This window comes from Lysobacter fragariae (assembly GCF_054779775.1).
The window spans coordinates 98,389-114,812 of sequence record NZ_BAAGXP010000007.1 but is presented as its reverse complement, the minus strand read 5'-3'; the positions used below and the strand labels follow the sequence as shown (position 1 = coordinate 114,812).

The following is a 16,424-nucleotide window of genomic DNA, read 5'->3' as shown; positions in this document are numbered from 1 at the left end:
ATGAACCGCATCGTTTCCTACCTCAAGAGCCTGCTGCTCATCGAGCTGTGCCAGGGGCTTTGGCTGACGCTAAAGTACCTGTTCAAGCCGAAGTACACGCTGATGTACCCGATGGAGAAGACGCCGCAGTCGCCGCGCTTCCGTGGCATCCACGCGTTGCGTCGTTACCCCAACGGTGAAGAGCGCTGCATCGCCTGCAAGCTGTGCGAAGCCGTGTGCCCGGCGCTGGCGATCACCATCGACTCGGAAAAGCGCGAGGACGGTTCCCGCCGCACCACGCGCTACGACATCGACCTGTTCAAGTGCATCTTCTGCGGCTTCTGCGAGGAGTCCTGTCCGGTCGACTCGATCGTGGAGACGCACATCCACGAATACCACTTCGAGAAGCGTGGCCAGAACATCGTGACCAAGCAGCAGCTGCTGGCGATTGGCGACCGGCTTGAAGCCGAAATCGCCGAACGCCGCGCCAACGACGCCGCGTTCCGCTGAGGGCAACCATGGACTTTACGCAGATTGCCTTCCTTGCCTTCGCCGCCATGGCCACGGTCGCGGCGCTGGGCGTCATCAGCGTCCGCAACCCGGTGCACTCCGCGCTGTGCCTGGTGCTGACCTTCTTCTCCGTTGCCTGTACCTGGATCATTTCCGGTGCCGAATTCCTCGGCATCGCGTTGATCCTGGTCTACGTTGGCGCGGTGATGGTGCTGTTCCTGTTCGTGGTGATGATGCTGGACATCGACGTCGCGCCGCTGCGTGAAGGCTTCGTCCGCTACCTGCCGTTCGGGCTGGTGGTCGCGCTGATCATGCTGGGTGAAATGCTCACCCTGATCGGGGCCAAGGCCGAGATGGCCACGCCATTCGCGGACAACGCGGCGGTTGGCGATATTCCCAACACCAAGTGGCTGGCGAACGCGCTGTTCACCGACTTCATGCTGCCGTTCGAAGTCGCCGCGGTGATCCTGACCGTCGCGGTGATCGCCGCCGTGATGCTGACCCTGCGACGTCGTCCGGGCGCCCGTCATCAGAATCCGTCGGAGCAGGCTCGGGTTCGCTCTGTCGACCGGATCCGCATGGTCAAGATGGATGCGGTCAAGCCGGCTCCGCCCGAGGCGGACGCGGCGACGAATGAGGTGAAGCCATGAATCTGCTGGGAGAGGGCGTTGCCCTGGGGCACTACCTGGCGCTTGGCGCCGTGCTGTTCTGCATCAGCATCGCCGGCATCGTGCTGAACCGGAAGAACGTGATCATCCTGCTGATGTCGATCGAGCTGATGCTGCTCGCGGTCAACATCAACTTCGTCGCGTTCTCGCGCCAGTACGGCGATCCGTCCGGTCAGGTCTTCGTGTTCTTCATCCTGACGGTGGCGGCCGCCGAAGCCGCGATCGGCCTGGCGATCCTGGTAACGCTGTTCCGCAACCGTCGCACGATCAACGTCGGGCAGATCGACACCCTCAAGGGCTGAGCCGGACATCCGGATCAACGCCAGCGTCGCAGCGTGCCGGAAGAGGGCGCGGCGATCTGAAAGGCAAGCATTGGAATACCGATGGCAATCTCCAAAATTCACCTGCTGATCATCGTGCTCGCGCCCCTGCTGGGTGCGGTCCTTGCTGGTCTGTTCGGCCGTCGCATCGGGCGAATCGGCGCGCACAGCGCCACCATCGGCGGTGTTGCCGTCAGCTGCGCGCTTTCGATGTACGTGCTCTGGCAGCTGGTGTCGCACGGAGCGGCGCCGTTCAACGAGAACGTCTACACCTGGTTCCACATTGGCGGTTACGAGGCCCACGTCGGCTTCATGATCGACAAGCTGACCGCGATGATGATGGTCGTGGTGACCTTCGTGTCGTTGCTGGTGCACGTCTACACCATCGGCTACATGGAAGAAGATCCGGGCTACCAACGCTTCTTCAGCTACATCTCACTGTTCACCTTCTCGATGTTGATGCTCGTGATGAGCAACAACTTCATGCAGCTGTTCTTCGGCTGGGAAGCAGTGGGCCTGGTTTCGTACCTGTTGATCGGTTTCTGGTTCAAGCGCCCGACCGCGGTGTTCGCCAACCTGAAAGCGTTCCTGGTCAACCGGGTGGGCGACTTTGGCTTCCTGCTGGGCATTGCCGCCGTGCTGATGTACCTGGGCACGCTGGACTACGCGACGGTGTTCGCCAATGCGTCGACCATCGCCGACAAGACGATGCCGATCCTGGGTCATGAGTGGTCCGTGCCGACGGTGATCTGCATCTGCCTGTTCATCGGCGCGATGGGTAAGTCGGCGCAGGTGCCGCTGCACGTGTGGCTGCCGGACTCGATGGAAGGCCCGACGCCGATCTCCGCGCTGATCCACGCCGCGACGATGGTGACGGCCGGCATCTTCATGGTCGCGCGAATGTCTCCGCTGTTCCAGCTGAGCGAAACGGCGTTGGACTTCGTGCTGTTCATTGGCGCGACGACCGCATTCTGGACGGGCCTGATCGGCATCGTGCAGAACGACATAAAGCGCGTCGTGGCGTATTCGACCCTGTCGCAGTTGGGTTACATGACCGTGGCACTCGGCGTGTCCGCGTACTCCGCCGCCGTTTACCACCTGATGACTCACGCGTTCTTCAAGGCGCTGCTGTTCCTCGGTGCCGGCTCGGTGATCATCGGCATGCATCATGAGCAGGACATGCGCCGCATGGGCGGTCTGCGCAAGTACATGCCCATCACCTACATCACGATGGTGATCGGCACGCTGGCCCTGGTCGGCACCCCGTTCTTCAGCGGCTTCTATTCGAAGGACACCATCATCGAGGCCGCCGCCGAGCATGCGCACGAAGCGCACAACTGGATAGCGACCTATGGCTACCTGGCCGTGCTGCTGGGCGCGTTCGTTACGTCGTTCTACAGCTTCCGCCTGCTGTACATGACCTTCCACGGGAAGGAGCACTTCCACGATCCGGTGCCGGATCACTACGTGGCTCCAGAAGCGGATTCGACCGAGCACGAGGAAGCGCTGGCACACGACCACGGAGCGCACGCCGCCCATGGCGATGACCACGGCGCCGATCATGGTCACGACGACCACGCGCATACGCCGCACGAATCCCCATGGGTGGTAACGCTGCCGCTGATCCTGCTCGCAATCCCGTCGATCGTGATCGGCTTCATGACGGTTGGCCCGATGCTCTTCGGTACCGATGTGCTGGGGCATGCCAAGCAGCTGCCGTTCTTCCTGGGTGCGATTGACGTGCCGGAAGTGCAGGACACGGTCGGCAAGGTTGCCGAGGAATTCCATGGGCCGTTGGCCATGGCACTGCACGGCTTTACGCAGTGGCCGTTCATCCTTGCGTTCTCCGGCTTCCTCCTTGCAACGCTGATGTATCTGATCAAACCGGAGCTGCCGGCGAAGGCCCGCAAATTCTTCGCCTGGCCCGTGCGCGTGCTCGAGGAAAAGTACGGCATGGATACGCTGTGGATCGGCGGGTTCGCCGGTGGCGGCGTCCTCATCGGCAAGTTCTCGCGCTGGTTCGACACGAACGTGATCGATGGCGCGGTCAATGCCGGCGCTCGCGTCACCGATTTCTCCGCGCGCCTGGTGCGTCGCGTCCAGACCGGTTACCTCTACCACTACGCCTTCGCGATGATCCTCGGCCTGATTGCTGCACTGGCCGTGCTCATCCGTTACTGGCGATAACAAGAACAAGGACCTCGCAACGTGACTTCCTGGCCCTTGCTTAGCCTCCTGATCTGGCTGCCCATCGTCGGCGGCCTGCTGACACTCGCTTTCGGCAACGAGCGCCCGAATTCGGCACGCTGGTTCGCGATCGCGACCGCGCTGGCGACCCTGCTGCTCAGCGTTCTGCTGTTCACCGGAATCGATCATGCCAATCCCGGCATGCAGTTCCGCGAACTGCATGACTGGATCCCGGCCTACGACATCCGCTACAGCCTGGGTGTGGACGGCATCTCGGTCGCACTGATTGGCCTGACCACGTTGACGTCGCTGCTGGTGCTGATCTCCGCCTGGGGCTCGGTCGACAAGCGCGTCAGCCAGTACTACGCCGCGTTCCTGATTCTCGAAGGTCTGATGGTGGGCGTGTTCTGCGCGCTTGACGCCATGCTGTTCTACGTGTTCTTCGAAGCCATGCTGATCCCGATGTTCCTGATCATCGGCGTATGGGGTGGTCCGCGTCGCGTCTATGCATCGGTGAAGTTCTTCCTGTACACGTTCCTCGGCTCGGTGTTCATGCTCGCCGCGCTGATCTACCTGTACCTGAAGTGCGGAAGCTGGCAGCTGACGGACATGTACGCGCTGCAGCTGACCGCCAAGGAGCAGACGTGGATTTTCTTCGGCTTCCTCGCGGCGTTCGCGGTAAAGGTGCCGATGTTCCCGGTCCATACCTGGTTGCCGGATGCTCACGTTGAAGCGCCGACAGCGGGCTCGGTGATCCTGGCCGCGATCATGCTGAAGATCGGTGGTTACGGTTTCCTGCGCTTCACGCTGCCGATCGTTCCGGACGCCGGCATGGAGTGGGCGGGCTTCGTGATTGCGCTCAGCCTCATCGCGGTGGTGTACGTGGGCCTGGTGGCGCTCGTGCAGGACGACATGAAGAAGCTGATCGCCTATTCGTCGGTCTCGCACATGGGCTTCGTCACCCTGGGAACCTTCACCGCCTTCGCGCTGGTGCGGGAGTTCGGTAATTACGACGCTGCCCGCCTGGGCCTGCAGGGCGCGATGGTGCAGATGATCAGCCACGGCTTCATCTCCGGCGCGATGTTCACCTGCGTGGGCGTGCTGTACGACCGCATGCACAGCCGCATGATCAAGGATTACGGCGGCGTGGTGAACGTGATGCCGTGGTTCGCGACGTTCTTCGTGCTGTTCGCGATGGCCAATTCGGGCCTGCCGGGTACGTCGGGCTTCGTCGGCGAGTTCATGGTGATCCTGTCGAGCTTCCAGCAGCACCCGTTGATCGCGTTCGCCGCGGCTACCACGCTCATCGTCGGTGCTGGCTACACGCTGTGGCTGGTGAAGCGCGTGGTGTGGGGCGAAGTCGGCAATGCGCACGTGGCGGAGATGGAGGACATCAACTTCCGCGAAGCCATTGTGCTGGGCGTGTTCGCGGCGGGCGTGCTGGTGCTGGGTATCTATCCCAAGCCGCTGACCGACCTGATGGAACCCTCGATCGCCAACCTTGCCGCCCAGATCGCAACCAGCAAGCTCTAAGGGTCATCCCGGACGCGGGGAACCGCGTGGTCCAGAACAAAAGCAGGTCCCTCGCTCCGCTCGGGATGGCAGCAACAAACAGGAATCTCGATGGTTAACATGCCCACCGCCGCCGATCTGATGCCGCTTCTGCCCGAGCTGGTGCTCGTTGGCGCTGCGTTCGCCTGGCTGATGCTCGACCTGTTCATCGATGCGCGCCATCGCGTGATCACCCACTTCCTGTCCGTCGCCACGCTTGGCGTGGTGGTCGCGTTGATCGCCAGCGGCGTGGGCGGGCAGGGCACGGTGCTCAGCGGGATGTTCGTCCGCGACACCGCCGCCGACGTGATGAAGATCGCCATCTGCAGCGTCAGCGCCTTCGCGTTGATCTACGGTTGGCCGTACCTGCGCCAGCGCAACCTGTACCAGGGCGAGATCGCGGTGCTGATGTTGTTCGCGATCGCCGGCATGATGCTGCTGGTGTCGGCTGGCAGCATGGTCATGGTGTACCTGGGCCTGGAAATGCTGGCGCTGTGTTCGTACGCACTGGTGGCGGTGGATCGCGACAGTCCGATCGGCTCGGAAGCGGCGATCAAGTACTTCGTGCTGGGTTCGCTGGCTTCGGGCCTGATCCTCTACGGCCTGTCGCTGATCTACGGTGCGACCGGCACGCTGGATCTCGCGACGATTGGCGCAGCCGCCTACACGTCCAACCAGTCGACGCTGATGGTGACCGGCGTGGTGTTCGCCGTGGCGGGCATTGCCTTCAAGTTCGGCGCCGCGCCTTTCCACATGTGGTTGCCGGACGTCTATCACGGTGCTCCGACGCCGATCACGCTGTTCATTGGTTCGGCACCCAAGCTGGCGTATTTCGGCATGGCCTATCGCCTGTTGGAAACCGGTGCAAGCGCGCTCGACGATCGCTGGCGCCTGCTGCTGGCCGCACTGGCCGTGGCGTCGCTCGTGATCGGCAATCTCAGTGCGCTGGTGCAGAGCAACTTCAAGCGCCTGCTGGCTTATTCCACCGTGTCGCACGTGGGCTTCCTGTTCCTTGGCCTGGCCGGTGGTGGCAAGCAGGGCATGGCCGCAGCGATGTTCTACGCGATCAGCTATGCGGTGATGTCGGCTGCGGCCTTCGGTGCGATCGTGGTGATGGCCGGTCGTGGCTTCGAAGCCGACAACATCGATGACTACAAGGGCCTGAACGCCCGCAATCCGTGGTTGGCTGGCCTGATCCTGTGCGTCATGGCTTCGCTGGCGGGTGTGCCTCCGTTCCTTGGTTTCTGGGCCAAGCTGGCCGTACTGCGTGCCGCATTCGAAGGTGGCATGTGGTGGCTGGCCATCGTGGGTCTGGTGTTCGCGGTGATCGGCGCGTTCTATTACCTGCGCGTGGTCAAGGCGATGTACTTCGAAGAAGCCGACGAAGTCCACCCGATGAACGAAGACCAGCCGTTGCGCGTGCTCTTCGGCGTGAATGCACTGGCGCTGCTGGTGCTGGGCTTCGCCTGGAACCCGATCATGGCGTGGTGTAAGTACGCGTTTGGTGCGTGACCGGTTTGCGTAAGGACAGCCGCCGCATCGTCGATGTGGTCAATCAGGCGCTTGCGCAACCTGTTGCCGGTACGGACGTCCCGGACTCGAACCAAGGCGGCTGAAGAAAAAATTCACAAATGGCTTGCAAGGATTTTTGGAAGCCGTCATAATTCCGCTCCTGCTGCGGGGTGGAGCAGTCTGGCAGCTCGTCGGGCTCATAACCCGAAGGTCGTAGGTTCAAATCCTACCCCCGCTACCAGCTTCGGCTGGAGGAAGGCCTCTCACGAGGCTTTTCTTTTTTGGTCGTAAGGTCGGGCTTTGCGGTGATACCGGTTCATCGGCGTCACCGCACCGAAATCCAGTTGTAACGGACAAGGGGCCCACCGGGCCCCTTGTTGTTTTTGCGTTTCAGGTGCTCCACACCGCGGGACGTTCCAAGAGAAGACATGACGGACAAGGCCAACGAAATCGCCGCATTGCTCGCCCCGACGGTGACGTCGCTGGGGTTGGAGCTGCTCGGCGCCGAATACCTGCCCTCGCCGGGCGGGGCACTGCTGCGCCTGTACATCGACGTGCCGGCGCCGAACGAAGGCGACGAAGCCCGTTTGGTGACCATCGAGGAATGCGAGGCCGTGAGCCGCGAGGTCTCCGCCCAGCTCGACGTCGAGGACCCCATTTCCGGCAATTACACGCTGGAAGTCTCCTCGCCGGGCATCGATCGCCCGCTGTTCGGTGCCGCGCAGTTCGCCCGCTTCGCCGGCGAATCCGCCAAGGTCACGTTGAAGCTGCCGCAGGACGGCCGGCGCCGCCTGCAGGGGACGATCGCCGGCGTGCAGGACGGGGTTGTCACTTTCCTCGTCGACAACGCGTCGATCGCGGTTCGCGCCGACAACATCGACAAGGCGCGCCTGGTTCCCGACTGGGCCGCGCTGGGGCTGAGCGCCGACAAGGTCAAGCCGGGCAAGGCGCCGCGCCCTTCGAACAAGCAGTCCGACAAGAAATCCAACCACAAGCCGGCGGCAGACACGAAGCCGTCCCGTGCGGAGTAAAAAAAGATGAGCAAGGAATTACTGCTGGTCGTTGATGCGGTCGCCAATGAAAAGGGCGTGCCGCGTGAAGTGATCTTCGAGGCGATCGAAGCCGCATTGGCGTCCGCCGCGAAGAAGCGCTACCACGACCAGGATGTGCTGGTGCGCGTTGCGATCGATTCGAAGGACGGCAACTACGAGACCTTCCGTCGCTGGGAAGTCGTGGCCGACGACGTCGTGATGGAGTCGCCCGACCGCCAGATCCGCATGATGGACGCGATCGATGAAGCCGAAGGCGTCGAGCTGGGCGACTACATCGAAGAGCAGATCGAGAATCCCGAGTTCGGCCGCATCGCCGCACAGGCCGCCAAGCAGGTCATCGTGCAGCGCGTGCGCGAAGCCGAGCGCCAGCAGGTCGTGGACGGCTGGAAGGATCGCGTTGGCGAACTGGTCACCGGTATCGTCAAGCGCGCCGAGCGCGGCAACATCTACGTCGACCTGGGCGGCAATGCCGAGGCGATCATCCCGAAGGACAAGGGCATCCCGCGCGACGTGCTGCGCGCCGGCGACCGCGTCCGCGGCTACCTGTTCGACGTGCGCACCGAACCGCGTGGCCCGCAGCTGTTCATCAGCCGCGCTGCCCCGGAATTCATGATGGAGCTGTTCAAGCTCGAAGTGCCGGAAGTCGGCCAGGGCCTCGTTTCCATCAAGGCCTGTGCCCGCGATCCGGGCGACCGCGCCAAGATCGCCGTGCAGGCGCACGACAACCGCACCGATCCGATCGGCGCCTGCATCGGCATGCGCGGTTCGCGCGTGCAGGCGGTGTCGAACGAACTCAACGGCGAGCGCGTCGACATCGTGCTGTGGTCGGACAATCCGGCCCAGTTCGTCATCAACGCGATGGCGCCGGCGGAAGTGCAGTCGATCATCGTCGACGAAGAAAAGCATTCGATGGACCTCGCCGTCGCCGAAGACCGCCTGGCCCAGGCGATCGGCAAGGGCGGCCAGAACGTGCGCCTCGCCAGCCGCCTGTCGGGTTGGCAGCTCAACGTGATGACGCAGGACCAGGTCACCGCGAAGTCGGAAGCCGAGCAGTCCAACGCCCGCCAGCTGTTCATGGACAAGCTGGAGGTCGACGAGGAAATCGCCGGCATCCTGGTGTCGGAAGGCTTCAACACGGTCGAGGAAATCGCCTACGTCCCGGTCGGCGAACTGCTGGCAGTGGAAGGGTTCGACGAAGACATCGTCGAAGAGCTGCGCTCGCGCGCCCGTGATTCGCTGCTCAACGAGGCGCTGGCCGCCGAGGAAGAGCTCGACGAGCACCAGCCCGCCGCCGACCTGCTGGAAGTCGAAGGCATGGACGAGGAGCTCGCGTTCACGCTGGCTTCCCGCGGCGTGGTCACGCGCGACGACCTGGCCGACCTTGCCACCGACGAACTGACCGACATCGAAGGCATGGACGAGGATCGTGCCAAGGCACTGATCATGGAAGCGCGCAAGCACTGGTTTGAGTAAGCGGTAGGGCGGGTCTTGACCCGCCCGTGCAGGTTGAGGCGGGTTTGACCCGCCGACTGCGGATGAGCGGGTTGGACCCGCTTGTGAAATGCGGCGGGTCAAGACCCGCCCTACAATCGCCACCCTTGGAGTGCCTGGGGCGGCCAAACGGAACCGGAAACCGAATGTCGCAGCAAACCACCATCCGCAAGCTCGCTGAACTGGTGAACACGCCGGTCGAGAAGTTGCTGGAGCAGCTGGCCGAGGCCGGCATGAGCTTCAGCGGTCCCGACCAGGTCGTGACCAGCATCGAGAAAGTCAAGCTGCTCGGCTTCCTGAAGCGTTCGCACGGCAAGGCCGACCAGCCCGACGCCGTCGAGGCGCCCAAGAAGATCACCCTCAACCGCAGCCGCAAGGAAGAACTCACCGTCGGCGGCGGCAAGAACAAGGCCACGGTCGACGTGGTCGTGCGCAAGAAGGTCACGCTGGTCAAGCCGAGCGAGAAGCAGGACGGCGCACCGGCAACCGACGAACGCAGCGAGATCCTGCGCAAGCTGGAGGAATCCAAGCAGCGCAACCTCGCCGAACAGCAGAAGCTGGCCGAAGTCGACCGCAAGCGCGCCGAGGAACTCGAACGCGCCCGCCAGGAAGCCGAGGAAGCCGCGCGCCAGAAGGCCGAAGCCGAAGCCCGCGCCGCCGCCGAAGTCGCGCTGGCAGGGGCAGGCGAGGATGGCGAAGCGGTGGTCCGCAAGTCGCCGACCACGCACGGCCACGGCCATCCCAAGCACCCGGCCCCGGCCGCGCCGCGCGTGGATGATCGCAACGCCGCCAAGCACAAGACCCGCGGCTCGCACGTGATGGTCGCCGGCGTGGAAGACGACGATGCCGCCAGCCGCTTCGCTGGCCAGTTGCACCTGAGCGCCTCCGAACGCGCCCGTCGCACCACCGGTGCACGCGGCAAGTCCAGGCCGCAACAGCGTCGCCAGAGCGAACAGGCCCGCTCCGGCGGCGGTGCGCACGGCTTCTCCAAGCCGACCGCGCCGATCGTTCGTGAAGTCGCCATCGGCGACACCATTACCGTGGCCGACCTCGCGCAGAAGCTCGCGCTGAAGGGCGGCGACGTGGTGAAGGCGCTGTTCAAGATGGGCGTGATGGCCACCATCACCCAGAGCATCGACCACGACACCGCGGCGCTCGTGACCGAGGAACTCGGCCACACCGTGATCCGCGCCAGCGACAACAGCGCCGAAGACGCGCTGCTGGCGCACGTCGAGGAAACGCAGGGCGACAGGACCACGCGTCCGCCGGTGGTCACGATCATGGGCCACGTCGACCACGGCAAGACCTCGCTGCTCGACTACATCCGCCGTACGAAAGTTGCATCCGGCGAAGCCGGCGGCATCACCCAGCATATCGGCGCGTACCACGTCGAAACGCCGAAGGGCGTCATCAGCTTCCTCGATACCCCGGGCCACTCGGCCTTCACGCAGATGCGTGCGCGCGGCGCCAAGCTCACCGACATCGTGGTGCTGGTCGTTGCCGCCGATGACGGCGTGATGCCGCAGACGCGCGAAGCCGTGCAGCACGCCCGGGCAGCGAAGGTGCCGTTGATCGTGGCGATCAACAAGATGGACAAGTCCGGCGCTGATCCGCTGCGCGTGAAGAACGAACTGCTGGCAGAGCAGGTCGTCGCCGAAGACTTCGGTGGCGACACGCAGATGGTCGAGCTCTCCGCCAAGACAGGCGCGGGCGTCGACAACCTGCTCGACTCGATCCTGCTGCAGTCCGAAGTGCTCGAACTCAAGGCCGTGTCGACCGGCCGCGCCACCGGCGTGGTGATCGAATCCTCGCTCGACAAGGGCCGTGGTCCGGTCGCGACCGTGCTCGTGCAGCAGGGCGAACTCAAGAAGGGCGACTACCTCGTGTGCGGCGTGCAGTACGGCCGCGTGCGTGCGCTGTTCGACGAAACCGGTTCGCAGGTCGGCTCCGCTGGCCCGTCGATCCCGGTGCAGGTCCTGGGCCTGTCGGGCGTGCCCGATTCCGGCGACGACTTCGTCGTGGTCGAGGACGAGCGCCTGGCCAAGGACGTCGCGCAGCAGCGCGACACCAAGCGCCGCGAATCGCGCCTGGTCGCCCAGGCGGGCAATCGCATGGAAGACATCATGGCCCAGATGGGCGAAGGTGCCGGCCAGCAGACGCTCAACCTCGTGGTCAAGGCCGACGTGCACGGTTCCGTGCAGGCCCTGCGCGAAGCGCTCACCGGCCTGTCCACCGACGCGATCCGCATCAACGTCATCGGTGGCGGCGTCGGCGGCATCACCGAATCCGATGCAACCCTCGCGGCGACTTCGAAGGCGACGGTCATCGGCTTCAACGTCCGTGCCGACGCATCGGCGCGTCGCGTGATCGAAGGCAACGGCGTCGACCTGCGCTACTTCTCGATCATCTATGACGTGATCGACCAGGTGAAGCAGGTTGCTTCCGGCATCCTGGGCAAGGAAATCCGCGAAGAGATCATCGGCATCGCCGAGGTCCGCGACGTGTTCCGCAGCTCCAAGTTCGGCGCGGTCGCCGGCTGCATGATCGTCGAGGGCGTGGTCAAACGCTCCAAGCCGATCCGCGTGCTGCGCGACAACACCGTGGTGTTCGAAGGCGAGCTGGAATCGCTGCGTCGCTTCAAGGAAAACGTCGACGAAGTGCGCAACGGCACCGAGTGCGGCATCGGCGTCAAGGCCTACAACGACGTCAAGCCGGGCGACCAGATCGAGTGCTTCGAGCGCATCGAGGTCCAGCGCACGCTGTAACAGTCGAAGGGCAGTCGTCCCTCGCGATGCGGGGGCTGCCTTCGGTACAGGAGCAGGGCAGGTTCTCCTGCCCGCTCCGGAAATCAGGAAAAAATGCCCACCAAGTCCTTCCATCGCACCGATCGCGTTTCCGCCCAGCTCCGCCGCGAACTGGGCACGATCGTGCACGAGACCGTGCGCGAGCACGGCCTGCCGTCGGTCAGCGTCTCCGACGTCGAGGTCACCCGTGACCTCGCCCACGCCAAGGTGTTCGTCACCGCGCTGCAGGAAGAGCGTTCCAAGGAAGCCGTCAAGGCGCTCAAGGAGCTCGCGCCGCAGATGCGCTACCAGCTGGGTCGTGCCATGAAGCTGCGCCACGTGCCGGAGCTGCATTTCCACTACGACGACTCGGTGGACCGCGGCGAGCGCATCAACAACCTGCTGCGCGACAATCCGCCCGTCTCCGATGACGGCGACGCCGGCTGAGCCGTAGGGCGGGCTCAAGCCCGCCGTGCCGGGCCACCAACGGCGGGCAAGTGCGCGCGCCCCACGATCCCAGCGATGAGCAAGAAGCCCCGTACCCCCACCGTCAAAAAGACGTTCCGCAAGCTCGACGGCATCCTGCTGCTCGACAAGCCCCAGGGGCTGAGTTCCAACCAGGCGCTGCAACGCGTCCGCCACCTCTTCCGCGCGGAGAAGGCCGGCCATACGGGCAGCCTCGATCCGCTGGCCACCGGCTTGCTACCTGTCTGTTTCGGTGAAGCCACCAAGATCGCCGGCTTGCTGTTGGGCTCCCGCAAGGCGTACGAAACCACCGCAGTCCTGGGCCTGACCACCGACAGCGACGATGCCGATGGCGCGCCGTTGCTGGAACGCCCTATCCCGCAGGACCTCGACACCGCTGCAATCCAGGCCGCCTTGGCCCCGCTGCGCGGCCCGATCCGCCAGCGTGCCCCGATCTTCTCGGCCCTCAAGCAGGGCGGCGAGCCGCTCTACGCCAAGGCCCGGCGCGGCGAGTCGATCGAGGCGCCGATCCGTGACGTCGTCGTTGACCGGCTTGAATTGCTCGAACGCGATGGCCTGCGCCTGCGCCTGCTCATCGAGTGCGGTTCGGGCACCTACGTGCGCAGCCTCGTCCGCGACCTCGGTGAGGCGCTGGGCTGTGGCGCGCACGTCGCCACCCTGCGGCGCCTATGGGTCGAGCCCTTTGGCCGGCCGCAGATGTTCAGCCTGGAGGAGCTGCAGGCGATCGCCGGACGCTCCGAAGCCGAGCTGGACGCGTGCCTGCTGCCGCTTGAGGCCGGTTTGACTGCCTTCCCGAGCTGCACGCTGGATGCCACGCAGGCGGTGTGGCTGGGGCAGGGGCGGCAGATCCCGCTGGATGGTGCGATGCCGGCAGCGGTCGTGGTGGCCCACGGGCCAGACGGCCGTGCCCTGGGTCTGGGCGAGATCGACGCAGCCGGCGTGCTTCATCCCAACCGGCTGTTCAACCGGGTCTGACCCAACCGGGCGATCCAACCGGGCTGATCCGCCTCCACCCACCGGTACGGCCTTCCTTCGCGCCTGCGTCGCCATGCCGCCGTTTCGGGGCAGTCACGCCCAGTCAACGCGCGAAGCGCTGGTCGCGACGTTTTCTGATACGGCGGTTCAGCGGGTAAATCCGCCCGGCGGCGGTCGCAATCACCCCGGCTGGCTGCTACAATCCGCCGGCTTTTCAGGCGCTTGAGTAAACAGCCCGGAAAGCAATCTCCCATAGCAAGCGGCGGACCAGGCGGTGCGTCGGCAGTAGCCATTGCCGATCGCGTTCTGCAGGCCTCGCATCCACAAGGCAAATTACGATGTCCATCGATAGCAGCAAGATCATTGAAGAACACAAGCGCGGCGCGGCCGATACCGGCTCCCCGGAAGTCCAGGTCGCCCTCCTGACCGCCCGCATCGAACAGCTCACCGGCCACTTCAAGGTCCACAAGCAGGACCACCACAGCCGCCGCGGTCTGCTGCAGATGGTGAATCGCCGTCGCAGCCTGCTTGATTACCTCAAGCGCAAGGACAACGAGCGTTACAAGGCCCTGATCGAGAAGCTCGGTCTGCGCCGATAAGCTATACCAGCCGCGGCGCAGAGATGCGCCGCGGCTTTTTTCATGTCAGGCCAGGGAATGCGTTCGCGCAGATCCGGGTAACGCGGGCCACCGGTCCGCAGGTTGCGCAACGCAGCCGACCGCACGGGGCAGGGGCCTCGCGCGGAACGAATAAAACCGAGGAATCACCACCGTGGCAAAAATCACCAAGACCTTCCAGTACGGCAACCAGACCTACACCCTCGAAACCGGTGAGATCGCCCGCCAGGCCGGCGGCGCCGTCATGGTCTCCGTCGATGGCACCGTACTGCTGGTCGCCGCCGTCGCCGCCAAGTCCGCGCGCGAAGGCCAGGACTTCTTCCCGCTCACCGTCGACTACCAGGAAAAGTTCTACGCTGGTGGCCGCATCCCGGGTGGCTTCTTCAAGCGCGAAGGCCGCGCGACCGAGAAGGAAACGCTGATCTCGCGCCTGATCGATCGTCCGATCCGTCCTCTGTTCCCGGAGGACTACAAGAACGAAGTCCAGATCATCGCGACCGTCATGTCGATGAACCCGGAAGTCGACGGTGACATCCCGGCGCTGATCGGCGCGTCCGCCGCGCTCGCGCTGGCTGGCACCCCGTTCCAGGGCCCGATCGGCGCCGCCAAGGTCGGTTACAAGAACGGCCAGTACCTGCTGAACCCGACCGTCACCGAGCTCGCCGATTCGCAGCTCGAGCTGGTCGTCGCCGGTACCTCCAACGCCGTGCTGATGGTCGAATCCGAAGCGAAGATGCTGTCGGAAGAAGTGATGCTCGGCGCCGTGATGTTCGGTCACCGCGAGATGCAGAAGGTCATCAACATCATCAACGAGCTCGTCACCGAAGCCGGCACCAAGCCGTCGTCGTGGACCGCTCCGGAAAAGAACACCGCCATGATCGGCGCCCTGAAGGAAGCCGTCGGCGGCCAGCTCGCCCAGGCCTTCCAGGTCCGCGACAAGCTGCAGCGTCGCGACGCCATCTCGGCGATCAAGAAGGACGTGATGCAGGGCCTCGCCGGTCGCGCTGAATCCGAAGGCTGGAACGCCGGCGAGATGTCGAAGGAATTCGGCGAGCTCGAATACCAGACCATGCGTGGCTCGGTGCTCGACACCAAGGTCCGCATCGACGGTCGCGCGCTCGACACCGTGCGACCGATCGCCTCGAAGGTCAGTGTGCTGCCGCGTACCCACGGCTCCTCGCTGTTCACCCGCGGCGAGACCCAGGCGATCGTCGTTGCCACGCTGGGCACCGCGCGCGACGGCCAGATCATCGACGCCGTCTCCGGCGAGTACAAGGAACACTTCCTGTTCCATTACAACTTCCCGCCCTACTCGGTCGGTGAGTGCGGCCGCATGATGGGCCCGAAGCGTCGCGAGATCGGCCACGGCCGCCTTGCCAAGCGCGGCGTGCTCGCCGTGATGCCGACGATGGAAGCGTTCCCGTACACCATCCGCATCGTCTCGGAAATCACCGAGTCGAACGGCTCCTCGTCGATGGCTTCGGTCTGCGGCTCCTCGCTGGCGCTGATGGACGCGGGCGTGCCGATCAAGGCACCGGTCGCCGGCATCGCGATGGGCCTGGTGAAGGAAGACGACAAGTTCGTCGTCCTGTCCGACATCCTGGGTGACGAAGACCACCTCGGCGACATGGACTTCAAGGTCGCCGGCACCGCCGACGGCGTGACCGCCCTGCAGATGGACATCAAGATCCAGGGCATCACCGAAGAGATCATGAAGGTCGCGCTGGCCCAGGCCAAGACCGGTCGCCTGCACATCCTCGGCGAGATGGCCAACGCGATGAGCGCCCCGCGTACCGAGCTTTCCGAGTTCGCTCCGCGCCTGCTGACGATCAAGATCCACCCGGACAAGATCCGCGAAGTGATCGGCAAGGGCGGTTCGGTGATCCAGGCGATCACCAAGGAAACCGGCACCCAGATCGACATCCAGGACGACGGCACCATCACCATCGCTTCGGTGAACGCCGCTGCCGGCCAGGCCGCCAAGGACCGCATCGAGCAGATCACCTCCGACGTCGAGCCGGGCCGCATCTACGAAGGCAAGGTCGCCAAGATCATGGACTTCGGTGCGTTCGTCACGATCCTGCCGGGCAAGGACGGCCTCGTGCACGTCTCGCAGATCTCCAGCGAGCGCGTCGAGAAGGTCTCCGACAAGCTGAAGGAAGGCGACGTGGTCAAGGTCAAGGTGCTCGAAGTCGACAAGCAGGGCCGTATCCGCCTGTCGATCAAGGCCGTGGAAGAAGGCGAGGGCGTGCCGGCGGCGTAAGCTTCCGCACCATCGTCCAGTTAGCGAAAA

At 64.4% G+C, this 16,424-nt stretch carries 12 protein-coding genes, 1 tRNA gene and 2 pseudogenes; all 15 read left to right on the top strand.

Going from position 1 to position 16,424, the window contains the following annotated elements:
• The 15 genes and pseudogenes from nuoI (at position 1) to pnp (ending at position 16,394) form a co-directional block, all read left to right on the top strand.
• Positions 1-489, top strand: coding sequence for an NADH-quinone oxidoreductase subunit NuoI (gene nuoI / locus ACYVD7_RS09440; protein WP_460762139.1), 489 nt, complete (start codon positions 1-3; stop codon positions 487-489).
• A gap of 8 nt (positions 490-497) precedes the next feature.
• A complete protein-coding gene (locus ACYVD7_RS09435; protein WP_460762136.1) occupies positions 498-1,139 on the top strand; it encodes an NADH-quinone oxidoreductase subunit J in 642 nt (213 codons plus the stop codon).
• A complete protein-coding gene (gene nuoK / locus ACYVD7_RS09430) occupies positions 1,136-1,459 on the top strand; it encodes an NADH-quinone oxidoreductase subunit NuoK (protein WP_460762133.1) in 324 nt (107 codons plus the stop codon). The genes ACYVD7_RS09435 and nuoK overlap by 4 nt, the downstream gene beginning before the upstream one ends.
• 75 nt (positions 1,460-1,534) lie before the next feature.
• A complete protein-coding gene (nuoL, locus tag ACYVD7_RS09425; protein ID WP_460762665.1) occupies positions 1,535-3,664 on the top strand; it encodes an NADH-quinone oxidoreductase subunit L in 2,130 nt (709 codons plus the stop codon).
• Between the two features lie 21 nt (positions 3,665-3,685).
• Positions 3,686-5,197: an NADH-quinone oxidoreductase subunit M gene (locus ACYVD7_RS09420; protein WP_460762131.1), complete on the top strand. Its 1,512-nt coding sequence runs from the start codon at positions 3,686-3,688 to the stop codon at positions 5,195-5,197.
• Between the two features lie 99 nt (positions 5,198-5,296).
• Positions 5,297-6,727: an NADH-quinone oxidoreductase subunit NuoN gene (nuoN, locus tag ACYVD7_RS09415; protein WP_460762128.1), complete on the top strand. Its 1,431-nt coding sequence runs from the start codon at positions 5,297-5,299 to the stop codon at positions 6,725-6,727.
• A 164-nt stretch (positions 6,728-6,891) separates the two neighbouring features.
• Positions 6,892-6,968, top strand: a tRNA-Met gene (locus ACYVD7_RS09410).
• Between the two features lie 187 nt (positions 6,969-7,155).
• A complete protein-coding gene (locus ACYVD7_RS09405; RefSeq protein WP_460762126.1) occupies positions 7,156-7,758 on the top strand; it encodes a ribosome maturation factor RimP in 603 nt (200 codons plus the stop codon).
• A gap of 6 nt (positions 7,759-7,764) precedes the next feature.
• Complete coding sequence (gene nusA, locus ACYVD7_RS09400) at positions 7,765-9,252, top strand: transcription termination factor NusA (RefSeq protein ID WP_460762123.1); 1,488 nt, start codon at positions 7,765-7,767, stop codon at positions 9,250-9,252.
• Positions 9,253-9,416: 164 nt separating this feature from the next.
• Positions 9,417-9,941, top strand: a pseudogene (locus tag ACYVD7_RS09395) (translation initiation factor IF-2 associated domain-containing protein); the annotation flags it as partial.
• Positions 9,942-10,025: 84 nt separating this feature from the next.
• Positions 10,026-12,035, top strand: a pseudogene (infB, locus tag ACYVD7_RS09390) (translation initiation factor IF-2); the annotation flags it as partial.
• Positions 12,036-12,128: 93 nt separating this feature from the next.
• Positions 12,129-12,500 (top strand): 30S ribosome-binding factor RbfA, encoded by a 372-nt coding sequence (rbfA, locus tag ACYVD7_RS09385; protein WP_460762119.1) that lies wholly within the window; start codon positions 12,129-12,131, stop codon positions 12,498-12,500.
• 75 nt (positions 12,501-12,575) lie between these two features.
• Positions 12,576-13,514: a tRNA pseudouridine(55) synthase TruB gene (gene truB, locus ACYVD7_RS09380; protein WP_460762116.1), complete on the top strand. Its 939-nt coding sequence runs from the start codon at positions 12,576-12,578 to the stop codon at positions 13,512-13,514.
• A 338-nt stretch (positions 13,515-13,852) separates the two neighbouring features.
• Positions 13,853-14,113 (top strand): 30S ribosomal protein S15, encoded by a 261-nt coding sequence (gene rpsO, locus ACYVD7_RS09375; protein ID WP_460762114.1) that lies wholly within the window; start codon positions 13,853-13,855, stop codon positions 14,111-14,113.
• Between the two features lie 172 nt (positions 14,114-14,285).
• A complete protein-coding gene (gene pnp, locus ACYVD7_RS09370; RefSeq protein ID WP_460762111.1) occupies positions 14,286-16,394 on the top strand; it encodes a polyribonucleotide nucleotidyltransferase in 2,109 nt (702 codons plus the stop codon).
• Positions 16,395-16,424 lie beyond the last annotated feature (30 nt).

Coding starts and splice junctions, on each gene's coding strand:
- nuoK (WP_460762133.1), top strand. CDS start 1,136: ATGAATCTGCTGGGAGAGGGCGTTGCCCTGGGGCACTACCTGGCGCTT.
- ACYVD7_RS09435 (WP_460762136.1), top strand. CDS start 498: ATGGACTTTACGCAGATTGCCTTCCTTGCCTTCGCCGCCATGGCCACG.
- nuoN (WP_460762128.1), top strand. CDS start 5,297: ATGCCCACCGCCGCCGATCTGATGCCGCTTCTGCCCGAGCTGGTGCTC.
- nusA (WP_460762123.1), top strand. CDS start 7,765: ATGAGCAAGGAATTACTGCTGGTCGTTGATGCGGTCGCCAATGAAAAG.
- ACYVD7_RS09405 (WP_460762126.1), top strand. CDS start 7,156: ATGACGGACAAGGCCAACGAAATCGCCGCATTGCTCGCCCCGACGGTG.
- truB (WP_460762116.1), top strand. CDS start 12,576: ATGAGCAAGAAGCCCCGTACCCCCACCGTCAAAAAGACGTTCCGCAAG.
- nuoI (WP_460762139.1), top strand. CDS start 1: ATGAACCGCATCGTTTCCTACCTCAAGAGCCTGCTGCTCATCGAGCTG.
- rpsO (WP_460762114.1), top strand. CDS start 13,853: ATGTCCATCGATAGCAGCAAGATCATTGAAGAACACAAGCGCGGCGCG.
- rbfA (WP_460762119.1), top strand. CDS start 12,129: ATGCCCACCAAGTCCTTCCATCGCACCGATCGCGTTTCCGCCCAGCTC.